12 protein-coding genes are annotated in these 13931 nt (G+C 39.8%); 9 read left to right on the forward strand and 3 right to left on the reverse strand.

The window, feature by feature from the left end; translation table 11 throughout:
• Positions 1-134: 134 nt before the first annotated feature.
• From HII17_RS05065 to rpsT, 3 genes are all read right to left on the reverse strand, one after another.
• Positions 135-1736, reverse strand: coding sequence for a GMC family oxidoreductase (locus HII17_RS05065; RefSeq protein WP_169074280.1), 1602 nt, complete (start codon positions 1734-1736; stop codon positions 135-137).
• Between the two features lie 139 nt (positions 1737-1875).
• Positions 1876-3531 (reverse strand): dipeptidyl-peptidase 3 family protein, encoded by a 1656-nt coding sequence (locus HII17_RS05070; protein ID WP_169074281.1) that lies wholly within the window; start codon positions 3529-3531, stop codon positions 1876-1878.
• Positions 3532-3674: 143 nt separating this feature from the next.
• A complete protein-coding gene (gene rpsT, locus HII17_RS05075) occupies positions 3675-3935 on the reverse strand; it encodes a 30S ribosomal protein S20 (RefSeq protein ID WP_169074282.1) in 261 nt (86 codons plus the stop codon).
• 245 nt (positions 3936-4180) lie between these two features.
• Here rpsT and murJ point away from each other — a divergent pair, with 245 nt between their 5' ends.
• The 9 genes from murJ to HII17_RS05120 all read left to right on the forward strand — a co-directional run bounded on the left by murJ (position 4181) and on the right by HII17_RS05120 (position 13925).
• A complete protein-coding gene (gene murJ, locus HII17_RS05080) occupies positions 4181-5770 on the forward strand; it encodes a murein biosynthesis integral membrane protein MurJ (protein ID WP_169074283.1) in 1590 nt (529 codons plus the stop codon).
• A gap of 94 nt (positions 5771-5864) precedes the next feature.
• Positions 5865-6794 carry a bifunctional riboflavin kinase/FAD synthetase gene (gene ribF / locus HII17_RS05085; protein ID WP_169074284.1) on the forward strand — a complete coding sequence of 310 codons (930 nt, stop codon included), beginning with the start codon at positions 5865-5867 and terminating at the stop codon, positions 6792-6794.
• Positions 6795-6842: 48 nt separating this feature from the next.
• Positions 6843-9680 carry an isoleucine--tRNA ligase gene (gene ileS, locus HII17_RS05090; protein ID WP_169074285.1) on the forward strand — a complete coding sequence of 946 codons (2838 nt, stop codon included), beginning with the start codon at positions 6843-6845 and terminating at the stop codon, positions 9678-9680.
• Positions 9681-9774: 94 nt separating this feature from the next.
• On the forward strand, positions 9775-10272 hold the full coding sequence (lspA, locus tag HII17_RS05095; RefSeq protein ID WP_328824471.1) for a signal peptidase II: 498 nt from the start codon (positions 9775-9777) through the stop codon (positions 10270-10272).
• Positions 10273-10277: 5 nt separating this feature from the next.
• Positions 10278-10709 carry an FKBP-type peptidyl-prolyl cis-trans isomerase gene (gene fkpB / locus HII17_RS05100; protein WP_169074286.1) on the forward strand — a complete coding sequence of 144 codons (432 nt, stop codon included), beginning with the start codon at positions 10278-10280 and terminating at the stop codon, positions 10707-10709.
• Between the two features lie 8 nt (positions 10710-10717).
• Positions 10718-11647: a 4-hydroxy-3-methylbut-2-enyl diphosphate reductase gene (gene ispH, locus HII17_RS05105; protein ID WP_169074287.1), complete on the forward strand. Its 930-nt coding sequence runs from the start codon at positions 10718-10720 to the stop codon at positions 11645-11647.
• 283 nt (positions 11648-11930) lie between these two features.
• Positions 11931-12440, forward strand: a complete 510-nt coding sequence (gene pilV / locus HII17_RS05110; protein WP_169074288.1) for a type IV pilus modification protein PilV — start codon at positions 11931-11933, stop codon at positions 12438-12440.
• A gap of 1 nt (position 12441) precedes the next feature.
• On the forward strand, positions 12442-13422 hold the full coding sequence (locus tag HII17_RS05115) for a PilW family protein (protein WP_169074289.1): 981 nt from the start codon (positions 12442-12444) through the stop codon (positions 13420-13422).
• A complete protein-coding gene (locus HII17_RS05120) occupies positions 13410-13925 on the forward strand; it encodes a PilX N-terminal domain-containing pilus assembly protein (protein ID WP_169074290.1) in 516 nt (171 codons plus the stop codon). The genes HII17_RS05115 and HII17_RS05120 overlap by 13 nt, the downstream gene beginning before the upstream one ends.
• Positions 13926-13931: the final 6 nt, after the last annotated feature.

Below are 13931 nucleotides of genomic sequence, written 5' to 3' on the forward strand. Positions count from 1 at the left end.
GATAGTCCTGATTAAGTTACAGCATACTAGACCGCTATTCCTCTAATTTATTTCAGGGCTAGTAAAATTAGTTGTCTGGCTGAAAAAAATCTACTACTTTTTATTCAACTGAGCCTGAGGGTATCAGCTTAGAATTATTGATAGGTTTGTAAGATACTGTCAGCTATTTTGGCGGCGATCATAATGGTCGGTGCATTTGTATTACCACTAATTAAGGTCGGCATTATAGACGCGTCTATGACTCGTAGCGCTTCGATACCATGGACTTTAAGTTCTTGGTCAACTACTGCCATATCATCACTACCCATTTTACAAGTGCCTACAGGGTGATAAATAGTATTGGCTTTGTCCTTTAAAAATTTCAAAATGTCTTCATCTGAAGTGCAGTTGTTTCCAGGGAATATCTCTTGGCCAATATCTTGTGCAATTGGTGGTTGTGCGAATATTTCGCGCATACATTTAATTGCTTTGATCATCAATGCCTGATCATCTGGATGATCTAGCATATTAATCTCAATTTTCGGGTGTAAATGTGGTGCTTTACCGAATAAGGTGACTTGGCCAATACTTTTAGGCCTGAGTAAACAAGTATGAATAGCGATACCATATTGGCATAGTAGCTTAATGTTTCTACCGTGATCGTCCATAGCGGCAGGAATGAAATGAACTTGCAAATCTGGGCGGTCCAGTGACTTATCACTTTTTATAAAGCCACCTGCTTCTGCGACGGCGCTGGTTAAAACACCACTACGTTCGGTAAAGAATTTTAATGCACTTGGAATTAGCTTGGTTAAGGCTTTAGGTCTATAGGCAATGATGTCAGTTTTTTTGTATTCATTTACAACAAGTACGTCTACGTGTTCTTGGAGGTTTTGACCAACACCGGGTGATTCCTGTATAAGAGGAATGTCATGTTTTACAAGCTCTTCTTTAGGCCCAATGCCGGAAAGCATCAAAATTTGTGGTGAGTTAAATGCGCCTGCACTTAATATTACTTCTTTATTTGCGAATAGTTGTCGAGTTTTCTGTTTAGTTTTAAATTGAACGCCAACGGCTTTTTTATCTTCTACTAATACTTTCTCAACTAATGCGTCAGTTATCACCGTTAAGTTTTTTCGGTCTAAGTTTGGTGTTAAAAAAGCTTTAGCAGCGCTACAGCGCATACCGTCTTTTTGGGTGACCTGAAAGTAGCCAACGCCTTCTTGTGTTGAGCCATTGAAATCATTGTTTGCAGGGTAACCGGCATTGATAGCAGCATCGATAAAGCGATCAAAAACAGGTAACTTAGAGCGAGACTCCGCGACATTTAGCGGTCCACCAACACCGTGATATTCATTTTCACCGCGTTCTTGGTTTTGGGTTGCTTTAAAATAAGGTAGCACATCGTCGTAGCCCCAACCTTCATTACCTAAATCGCGCCAAGTATCATAATCTTCTTTTTGGCCGCGAATATATAACATAGCGTTTATAGAGCTACTACCACCAAGTGTTTTACCTCTTGGATTGAATATTTGTCGTTGATTTTGTGTTTTTTCAGGAACTGAATTGAATAGCCAGTTGTACTTTTGGCTTTTCATTAATTCAACTACTCCAACAGGAGTATGGATCAGTGGGGAACTGTCTTTTGGACCCGCTTCAATTAAACATACTTGGAACTGGCCACTGGCAGATAGTTTGCCAGCTAAAGTACAACCTGCAGAGCCGCCGCCGATAATTATAAAATCAAAGCTTTTCATGATACACCTAATAATAACCTTATAATGATTTTATAGCGAAAATGAAGCTAAGTTGCGAGAAATAATTGAATCTTGTTGCTAAAAGAGCAAAAAAAGGCCGAAGCAGTGCTTCGGCCTTTAATAGGTGAATACCAATAGATTATTTCAGACCAAGCACCTGTTTACCTTGATCGAAAACAATGTCCACAGGAATATTAGCTTCTTCTAGTTTTGCAAGGCTTGCAGCCAGACCTGGTTTAATAAGACCTTTTTCTAGCACAAGCTGGTCGACACCTTGATAGTCGCCATTACCTTGAAGTGTAAGTATTAATTCAGACAAAGAGTCAATTGCAGCAGTCATTTTATCCATGTCTACGCTGTATTGGCCTTGTTCATTACGGCTAAATGCACCTTGCTCTTGGAAGTAATTAAAACGAACCATGTTTGCTTTACCATGAGCGGAACTAGCGCCAAATCGAACAGAACGGAAAATACCTGCCATGAATGTTACGTAATAATCTTCTAAGACACCTTCAGTAATTGCGCCTTTAGCTAGTAACTGTTTAACCATATACAGCCCTAGTACGTCAGCTTTACCTTCTTCAAGTGCTGAGGCATGTTCTTTTAATGCTTGGCGAACGGTGCCTTTGTCATTAATCGTGTTTTTGATACCTAAACCGTGAGCTACTTCATGGAACATTGTATTAGCAAAGAAGCCAGTAAAGGTTACATGCTTGCGTTGCTCTGGCACGATAAGTTCCTCGGCAATCGGTAGCATAATGGCATCAAACTTAGCGCGCATCGCATTTTTAAGTTGTAGACGTCTAGTACCTTTGGCTAGTTGAACTTCTTCATCGTTTGGTAAATTGATAGCGATAGTTTTGCTGCCAGCGTTAGAGTGACCTGCATAATAAATAACATCATATGCGTTTAGATCGGCATCTGAGCCTGGTGTTTCTTGCTTATACTTTTTAGCAACAGGTAGTTCTTTTTGTAATTCAGGCAAGTAAGCGGCATATTTTGCTAATCGCTCACTCCAGGATAAATCTTTGATTAGTACGTAAGATTCAAATGCTGCACGGTAACCGTATAGCTGATCTTCATAGGTTTCAATTGGGCCTATTACTACGTCGATTGGATTGGTTTTCATGTCCATCCAAGCAAAATCTGACGCTTGATATTCATCGGTTCGAAGTGCTTTAGCGCGCATTGTTAGATAGTTAGCAAAATCCTTGTTATCAGCAAATGTCGCGGCCTTTTCTAATATTGCTGCGGCACGGTTTATCTCATCACTGTAAATTTCAGAATATGCAATCGATGTTAATTCGCCATTACTATCACGTTGGATTACAGAGTATAAACCTTGTTTGTCGTTAACTTTAGCTTGTTCAAATTCAGCTTTTGTCATGTCCGCCGGATAGAATTGAGCACCGTGAGATTTTTTATCGAAGCCTGAAAGAAATACTTTATCGCCGTCTAAGCGATCCCAAGGGCCGTAATTGATATCAGCAAATGTCTTAACTTTTGGATCAGCGATACTTGCTAAAAATTCAGCTTTGCTTTGACCAAATGCTTGTTTCCAAAACAAATCATCCATAATTTTGGAAGCATCAATTAGCAATGAAAGCATTTGTTTTTGATTGTCAGATAAATGGCTTAAATCAGCACTCAAGGTAACTGTTTTGTATATATCTAAACGACTTTCATAGTTTTCGACTAAAGATGGAGTTTGTTGAGTTGTGTGTTGTTTTTCACCACAGGCGGTAAGTGCAGTTGTGGCCATTAGGACGACTGCAGCAATTTTGCTAAATCTCATAGTGTTCTTCTCATTTTATTAGACGGCTAGAGCGTAGAGAAAAATAACTATAAGTGCAAGTGCCACTAAAGTGATAGGTTAGGCTTTTGAACATAAAAAAACCGGCGATTAAGCCGGTTTTTCAAAGAACTTACAAAAACAAATTACAGTGCTTGGATAGCAGCATTTAAGCGACTCTTGTTACGAGCAGCTTTGTTTTTGTGGATAAGACCTTTAGTTGCGTAACGATCTAAGATCGGTTGAGCAGCTGCTAGTTCTTTTGTTGCCAATTCTTTGTCACCGGCTTCAATTGCAGCGATTACTTTTTTAACTAAAGTGCGCATCATTGAACGACGGCTTGCATTGTTTTGACGGCGCTTTTCAGATTGTACCGCACGTTTCTTAGCTTGCTTTGAGTTAGCCAAGGTGAACTCCTAAATATGATAAAATATAGCCTAAATTTAAGGCGACGAAATATGCCTGTTTTCTGCGTAATTGTCAAATGGTTTAGTGATTATTTTAATAAATAATCTGTAACCTGATTCGATAAATGAGCTTGTGGTGCCAAAATAATATGAAAATTAATGCTCAATATAGGCATTATCTACTTGTTTAAGACTTTGAGTTACCGTCATAATATTTGTTTGCAGAGATAACAGTTGGTTAAACGGTGAGTAAAAAGTTAATCAAGTCAGGCATTATTGTTAGCGCGATGACTATGATATCACGAGTACTAGGATTAGTGCGAGATGTCGTTATTGCTAATGTAATGGGAACAGGTGCTGGTGCCGATGTTTTTTTCTTTGCCAATAAAATTCCTAATTTTTTAAGGCGCTTATTTGCAGAAGGAGCGTTTGCTCAAGCTTTTGTGCCTGTACTAAGTGAATATCAAGCTCAAGATGAACAAAATGGTACCAACGAGACGCGAAAACTTATTGCACAAGTATCAGGAACTTTAGGCGTCGTTATTTCATTAGTTACATTAGTAGGCATGATTGCCTCTCCTGTAATTGTTGCTTTATTTGGTTTTGGTTGGTTTCTAGATTGGTTTAATGATGGACCTCAAGCTGACAAGTTTTTGCTAGCATCGAGCTTATTGAAAATCACTTTTCCTTACCTTTGGTTTATTAGTTTAACTGCGCTTGCTGGAGCTATTTTAAATACTTTGGGTAAATTTGCAGTAGCCGCCTTTACGCCAGTATTGCTGAATGTTTGTATTATCGCATGTGCTATTTATTTAACTCCGCTACTTGAACTACCCGCTTATGCTTTAGCATGGGGCGTATTTTTCGGTGGTTTAGTACAGTTCCTCTTTCAAATCCCTTTTTTATATCGAGCAGGAGTGCTCGTTAAGCCCAAGTGGGCGTGGCACTCAAAAGGCGTTAGCAAAATACGCAAATTAATTGTGCCTGCATTATTTGGTGTTTCTGTGACACAAATTAATTTGTTATTAGATACCTTGATCGCTAGTTTTTTAGTCACTGGTTCGATTAGTTGGCTGTACTATGCAGACAGATTATTGGAGTTTCCTTTAGGGTTATTTGGTATTGGTATCGCGACAGTTATTTTGCCAAGCCTTTCTGGTTTACATGCAAGGGATAATAAACAAGAGTTCTCAGCCACTATCGACTGGGGGCTGCGTGTTGTTTCTTTAATGGGAATGCCTGCGCTTGCTGGCCTAATGGTATTGGCTCAGCCAATCATAATGTTGTTGTTTATGCGTGGTGAATTTACGCAAACTGACGTGATGCAGGTCTCTTATGCACTATATGCATATTTGGCAGGGTTAGTCAGTTTCATGTTTATTAAGATTTTGGCACCAGGATTTTATTCGAGGCAAGATACGAAAACGCCAGTAAAAATTGGTATCAAAGCAATGGTGGCAAATATGGTGTTTAATTTAATGTTAGCCCCGTTTTTTGGTTATGTTGGTCTTGCAATGGCAACAACAATGTCTGCAACGTTAAATGCGTATTGGCTTTATCGCGGACTGAAAGCTGATGAAGTTTTTCAGTTATCAAAGACAACTAAGCAATATATTGTAAAGCTCATCGTTGCTGCAGGTATTATGGCAATTAGTGTGTACCAAGTTACGCCTAACTTTGAGCAATGGCTAACGTACTCGCTAAGTGAACTGACAATTAAGGTGTTTAGTTATATAGCGTTAGGGGTTGGAATTTATTTTGTTGTGCTATTTACCTTAGGTATACGCATAGATGACTTTAAAGTAGAGAAAAAGAGCACGAATATTACGCGCTAAGGGCTGATTCTTTGTTCAGACTAATATATAATTCGTCGGTTTTTTATTTGCACAAAGCCTGGCGTTTAGTTTGGGCAAGGTTTTTATCATTCGAATGCAGTTAGTTCGCGGAATACACAATATCAAAGCAGCCGACCATGGTTGCGTATTAACTATTGGTAATTTTGATGGTGTACATTTAGGGCACCGTCGCGTTATATCTGCATTAATTGAAAAGGCAAAGGTGCTAAACTGCGTGCCCGCGGTAATGGTTTTTGAACCTCAACCGCAGGAGCTTTTTAGCCCAGAAACGGCTCCGGCAAGGCTGACGCGTTTACGTGATAAGTATGCGTTGTTGCAAGAGTTAGGTGTTGAGCGTTTAATTTGTGTCAATTTTAATCGAGATTTTGCCAATTTAACTGCACAACATTTTATTGAGCAATTGTTAGTGCGTCAGTTGGGTATCAAACACTTAATTATTGGGGATGATTTTCACTTTGGGAAAAATCGTACTGGTAATTTCGAGATGTTATGCCAAGCAGGCGAACAGTTTAATTTTGGTGTGTCGGATACCGCAAGTTATAAGCTTGAAGAATGTCGAATTAGCAGTACTGAAATTCGACAGGCATTAGAGCAAGATCGCTTAGCAGATGCAAAAACTATGTTAGGTAGACCTTATTCGATACATGGCAGAGTGTTTCATGGCGACAAACGAGGTCGACAATTAGGTTTTCCAACAGCCAATGTAAAATTGAAACGGAGAGTTTCACCAGTTTCCGGAGTTTATGTAGTACAAGTTGTGACTGGATGTGGTAAATTTTACGGGGTGGCCAATATTGGTGCTAGACCAACTGTTGCAGGTATAAGACAACAATTAGAAGTTCATATTTTTAACTTTGCCAATGATATTTATGGTGAAGCGATAGAAGTGGTACTTTTGGAAAAAATAAGAGCTGAGAAAAAATTTGAAAGCTTAACTGAGCTTACTGAACAAATTCAAAAAGATAGCGAGCAAGCGCAACGCTATCTTGAACAAATAAAATAATTATCGTTACTTAACTAGTAAATATTGATTCAACGGATAACGAAATAAATGAGTGATTACAAACATACCCTAAATTTGCCAGATACGGCTTTTCCTATGAAAGGAAATATGGCAAATCGCGAACCTCAAATGTTAAAAGATTGGGCTGCGAAAGGCTTATATGGAAAAATTCGTGCTGCTAAGAAGGGTAAAAAGTCATTCATTCTGCATGACGGTCCTCCATATGCAAACGGTGATATTCATTTAGGTCACTCGGTAAACAAAATTTTAAAAGATATCATTGTTAAATCTAAAACCTTGTCAGACTTTGATGCGCCATATGTACCAGGTTGGGACTGTCATGGTTTGCCAATTGAACTTATGGTGGAAAAGAAAGTAGGCAAGCCTGGACATAAAGTATCTGCTGCTGAATTTCGTCAAAAGTGTCGCGACTATGCGGCGAAACAAGTCAATGGTCAACGCGAAGACTTTAAACGCCTAGGTGTGTTCGGAGATTGGGAAAAACCTTATTTAACGATGAACTTCGATACCGAAGCAAATATTATTCGTGCGTTAGGAAAAATTGCAGAGAATGGCCATCTACAACAAGGTTTCAAACCAGTTCACTGGTGTACAGACTGTGGTTCTGCATTAGCCGAAGCTGAAGTTGAATATAAAGATAAGCAATCTCCTGCCATCGATGTTGCCTTTAAGGTGATTGATGAAACGGTTGCTGATAAATTCTCTCACCCTGAAAATCATGCTGGTGAAGGTGATATATCTGTAGTTATCTGGACAACTACTCCATGGACATTGCCAGCAAACCGTGCTGTTTCTGTTCACCCTGAAGTTGAGTACACATTGGTTCAGTGTGAAAAAGAAGGTCGTAAGTTCCGTTTGATTTTGGCATCAGATCTTGTTCAAGATTGTGTGGATCGATTTGGCATTGAAAAATTTCATGCATTAGGCTTCTGTAAAGGAAAAGACATAGAGCTTGTTAAAGCTCAGCATCCATTCTATGACTTTACTGTTCCAGTTATCTGTGGTGAGCACGTAACTACTGATTCTGGTACAGGCTGTGTGCACACTGCACCTGGTCATGGTGTTGACGATTTCGTCGTTGGTAAACAGTACGATTTAGAAGTGGCAAACCCGGTAGGTGCTAATGGTGTTTACCTTGAAGGAACAGAGCTTTTTGAAGGACAACACGTATTTAAAGCAAATGCTAGTGTTGTTGACGTGTTAAAAGAAAAAGGCGCTTTATTGCATCATCACGCTTACGAGCATAGTTACCCGCATTGCTGGCGCCATAAAACACCAATTATCTTCCGTGCAACACCGCAATGGTTTATCAGCATGGACAAAAATAACCTGCGTGCTGACTCGCTTGAAGAAATTAAGAAAACGCAGTGGATTCCTGATTGGGGACAAAGCCGTATTGAATCAATGGTAGAAGGTCGTCCAGATTGGTGTATCTCTCGCCAACGTACTTGGGGCGTGCCAATTGCGTTATTTATTCATAAAGACACAGGCGCACTCCACCCTCGTAGCGTTGAGCTTATTGAAGATGTAGCGCAACGTGTTGAGCAGTCAGGCATACAAGCTTGGTTTGATTTATCAGCAGAAGAGCTAATTGGTAGTGATGCACAAGAGTATGTCAAAGTACCAGATACGCTAGATGTGTGGTTTGATTCTGGTGTAACACATTACTCAGTCGTTGATGCTCGAGAAGAGTTTGATGGTCGTGCAGATCTCTATTTAGAAGGCTCTGATCAGCATCGTGGTTGGTTTATGTCTTCAATGATGTCGTCAGTAGCGATGAATGGTAAAGCGCCATATAGCCAAGTGTTAACGCATGGTTTTACCGTTGATGTTAATGGTCATAAAATGTCTAAATCTTTAGGCAATGTGATCACTCCAGCTCAAATTACTAATAAGTTAGGTGCTGATATTCTTCGTTTATGGGTTGCATCAGTTAACTACACGCAAGAAATCACCGTATCTGATGAAATATTTAAGCGTCAGGCAGATGCCTATCGTCGTATTCGTAATACTTCTCGATTCTTACTAGCCAATATTAATGGTTTTGTGCCAGCAGAGCACTCAGTTGCTATTGAAGAGATGGTAGCCCTTGATCGTTGGGTTGTTGCGAAAGCTGCAGCGTTACAGGAAGAAATTGTTACCGCGTACAACGAGTATGAATTCCATCAAGTGGTTCATAAATTAATGAACTTTTGTACGACTGAACTAGGTGGTTTCTACTTAGATATTATTAAAGATCGCCAGTACACAGCTAAATCAGACAGTCACGCTCGTCGTTCATGTCAGACGGCAATGTACTTGATTGCCGAGTCGATGACTCGCTGGATGGCACCAATTTTATCTTTTACGGCTCAAGAAATTTGGCAAGCGCTTCCAGTACCTTCAGCAGGTAATCGTGATGAGTTTGTATTTACTGATATATGGTTTGACGGCATTGATGGCGTAACTAATCTAGGCGAACTAAGTGATGGCTTCTGGAACGAATTGCTATTAGTTCGTGCTGAAGTGAATAAAGCGCTTGAAAGCGCTCGTAAAGAAAAAACGGTGGGTAAAGCACTTGAAGCAACCGTAACCTTATACACAAATAAAGCGTTAGCAGATAAGTTAACTCAACTAGGTGATGAACTGCGTTTTGTGTTAATCACCTCTGGAGCAAACGTTGTGATTGTTGACGCTAAACCTGAAAATGCAATAGACACTGAAGTAGATGGCTTATGGTTATCTGTAGCTCAATCGTCAGGTAGTAAATGTGATCGTTGTTGGCACTTTACTGATGATGTCGGTGCGATTGAAGCGCATCCAGAGCTTTGTGGTCGTTGTGTAACCAACGTCGATGGCGAAGGTGAACAAAGGCAGTTTGCATAACTGGATTATCTAAGTAAACCATTTAAATAAACCGCTGTAAAAAGCGGTTTATTTTCATAAAAACACGATTAAATATTTAATTGAGATTGTTATAGTGAAAATTGATTTTTCAGGTTCAGCATTAAAGTGGCTTTGGCTGACCATATTATTTTTAATTCTTGACCAAGTTACTAAACATTGGGTAGCAGGTACGTTTGAATTGTATGAAACGTTACCCGTAATGCCGTATTTTAACTTGTTTTATACACATAATACTGGCGCTGCATTTAGCTTTCTAGCAGATCAAGGCGGTTGGCAGCGCTGGTTTTTTGCCATTATTGCTGCGCTTGCCAGCGGCTTGTTTACTTATTGGTTAGCGAAAACGCCAGCTTCAAACAAGGTACTAGGTATAGGTTTTGCGTTAATGTTAAGTGGTGCAATAGGTAACTTAATTGATCGAGTGCTGCTAGGTTACGTAATTGACTTTCTTGATTTTTATGTGGGTACAGCTCACTGGCCAGCGTTCAATGTTGCAGACTCTGTAATATTTATTGGCGCTGCACTAATGATTTATGATTCATTTACTAATGAATCTACAGATTCTAAGAAGTAAATTTTATGACTCAAATTAATTCAAATTCGAGCATTGTTGCTCACATAACAATGAAGCTTTCAGACGGCTCAGCTGCTGATAGCACCAAAGTAAATAATAAACCTGCTGTAATTAATATGGGCGATGAAAGCATATCGCCTGCTTTTGAAGCAGAGTTGTTGGGCATGACAGCAGGCCAAACGAAAGAGTTCACTTTATGTGCGAAAGATGCCTTTGGTGAAAAGAACCCTGATAATATCCATTATGTTGATATTACTAAGTTTGGTGCTGATACCCCTGCTGAAGTAGGTAGCATAGTTACCTTCACACAACCAGGCGGTATTGAGTTACCAGGAATGATCATTGAAGTTTCTGGTGGCTCTGTAACAGTTGATTTTAATCACCCATTAGCTGGTCAAGATGTCACTTTTGTGATTGATGTGGTGGAAGTAAAATAGGTACGACGATGGAAATTATCTTAGCAAATCCACGAGGCTTTTGCGCTGGCGTAGACAGAGCAATTAGTATTGTTGATAGAGCGTTAGATTTATTCGATGCACCAATATATGTGCGTCATGAAGTAGTCCACAACAAGTTTGTTGTTAATGGCTTGAAAGATCGCGGAGCAGTTTTTGTTGATGAGCTGCATGAGGTGCCAGATGACGCTACGGTAATCTTTAGCGCGCATGGGGTGTCTAAAGCGGTTAGAGAAGAAGCTAAAAGTCGCGGTTTAAAGGTATTTGATGCCACTTGCCCTTTGGTTACTAAAGTACATATGGAAGTATCTCGTGCTAGCCGCAAGGGAGTGGAGTGTGTCTTAATTGGTCATGCCGGTCACCCTGAAGTTGAAGGAACTATGGGCCAGTATGATAGTACTGAAGGCGGTATTTATTTAGTGGAATCGCCAGATGATGTTACATCTCTAAATGTGAAAAATTCTGATGAACTTTATTACTGTAGCCAAACGACGTTATCGGTCGATGATACTAGCGATGTAATCGACGCATTGAGACAAAAATTCCCTGCCATAGAGGGACCGCGTAAAGATGATATTTGCTACGCGACACAAAATCGTCAAGATGCGGTTAGGGCGATCGCTTCACAAGTAGACTTAATGTTAGTCGTCGGTGCAAAGAACAGCTCTAATTCCAATCGTTTGCGTGAACTTGCTGATAAAATAGGTACTACTTCATACTTAATCGATACCGCTGAAAATATTGATGAGTCTTGGTTAGCAAGTGTTGAATCTGTCGGTGTTACCGCAGGCGCATCAGCTCCTGAAGTGCTGGTAAAACAAGTGATAGACAAACTTAAATCCCTTGGTGGACATGAGGTTAGCGAACATCCAGGGCGAGAAGAGAATATTGTATTTGCCGTTCCCGCAGAATTGCGTTAGTCTTAAAGATGGACAAAAGTTAATCAGCGTTATTTTTATTCGATCGCAGTTTCGGATTTGCTAGTAACTTTAAAAGCAACCGTGGGTAGTAACTGTGTAGTGAGTATTTCACAAGCTACCCATTATATGGATATAGGTATGGGTTAATGCAGTTCACTATGGTGATATTTAACACATATGTTGGCCTTAAGGTATTTATTTTCTTAATAAATCGCCTCTTCCCTTTTCTGTGCCAAAAACTCTATACTTATCCTTTCGATTCATCTTGTTATGAGGTTTCTAGATGAGCTCAAAGCAGAAAGGCATGACATTTATCGAAGTGCTCGTTGCACTTTTTATAATCGTTACAGGAATTCTTGGTGCGGTTGCGATGCAGGCGTCTGCCAAAAAAGCAAGTTTTGATGCAATGCAACGTTCTTTGGCATCGAGCTTAGCTCAGGATATTCTCGAGCGAATGCGCAATAATAATTTTGCAAGCTTAGCTGCCTATAGTGGTACGTACGGCGATGGAACCGCACCTGTGCAAGTTTGTGATGAAAATAACTTTTGCAATGCAGCACAGCTTGCACTTCACGATGTGTATGAGTGGGAGCAAGCATTAATAGGCGGAAATGTAACTAACAATGCAAGCGGCCTAGTGGAAACAACGGGTTGCATTACTGTTGCAGGTAACCAAGTTGATGTTGTAATTAGTTGGGAAGGTAGGGAAAAAACTTCTGATGGAGCTAGTGAGAATTGTGGTGACGCGAGTGACAAGCGTCGGCAAATCGTAGTTGAGGCATTCATTTATTAATATGCTTAGCAAGAAACATTCAGGTTTTACCCTGATAGAAATTTTTATTTCATTGGCAATAGGCTTAGTGCTGTTTGCGGGTGTTATGAGTATTTTCGTTGGACTTAGAACGACAACAGCAGAGACATCAAGTTATGGCGCGGTTCAGGAAAATGGCCGTTTTGCTATTAGTATGTTATCAAATGATTTAATGATGCAAAATTTCTGGGGTGACTACCCAGGCACATTGGATGCGACTAATTTAATGGCTGCTTCACCTGGAGCTCCCGTTGGTGAGTGCACTGGTGGTGGGTCAAATAATGGCTCATTCCCTAGTGCCGTCGGACATTTTCGCACTTTATGGGGAATGACTGCTACACAAGCCAGCCATATGGGTTGTATTACCGATGCGAAAGTTAATTCAGATATTATTCAGTTAAAACGTGTAACTGCTTTTCCTCTACCTTCTGTCCCTCCTGCACTTCCTGTAGCTCCAGCAGGTAACTATTATTTTACTAGTAATTTAACAACTGCAGCATTTTTTTTAGGCGGTGGCGCTACGCCAAATATTGAAAACAGCAATACGTGGCAGTATCGACATCATGTCTATTATGTTAGAGAAGAAAGTGTTGGAACTGAGACTGTTCCAGTGCTTATGCGAAGACAATTAACGACAACTATGACTGGTGCGCCTGTTATTGATGGTATTGAAGTTATTCGATTTATGTATGGCGTTGATAGTGATGATGATGGCGTAGTTAATGCGTTTATTTCAGCGGACAATGTATCCGATTTGTTTTGGAATAATGGTAATAGTACTAATATATTAGCGGTAAAAATTTATGTACTAGCCAGAGATGTCCACCCTGATAGGAAGTATGAAAATAAAAATACTTATCAATTAGGAGATCTTGCTTTGACGTTTAACGATAATTATCGTCGCTTACTTTTTAGTTCAACAGTTACCTTATTTAATGCGAGAGTTGATGAATGGCCACCTTAAATAGAATATATTCGCCACGCTATAATCAGCAAGGCGTAGTTTTAGTTGTTTCGTTAGTTTTCCTTGTTGCATTGACTGGAGTGGCTGGGGCTTTGATGCAAAATAGCACTACCGATATGAAAATGTCTGGTGCAAGTCAAGATAAATTGATTGCCACACAAGAAGCTATTAGCGCTGTTGACGAGATTATTGAAGGGCAAGTTACTGCCGATTCGGGTGACAATAATTTTGCACAACCGATAGTAAAATATTCAGAAGGTGGCAACGAAGGTATCAATGTTATCGCTGACGTAACAAATAAAGATGATATTAATGAAGCAAATGTAGATATTGCCAATAATCCATATGGCCTTGAACCTGATTGTCCTCATTCAAGGTCGGCGTCATCAGTTCAAATATTTACCTGTAACGTATTAAGATTAAGGGTAAATAAAAGTTACGGTCGTAAAGGGAATAGCGATATCGATATTAATACCGGTATTGCTCAGCAATTATTAAAGTAGACTTGC

This window comes from Thalassotalea algicola, assembly GCF_012932965.1.
Taxonomy (GTDB): domain Bacteria; phylum Pseudomonadota; class Gammaproteobacteria; order Enterobacterales; family Alteromonadaceae; genus Thalassotalea_F; species Thalassotalea_F algicola.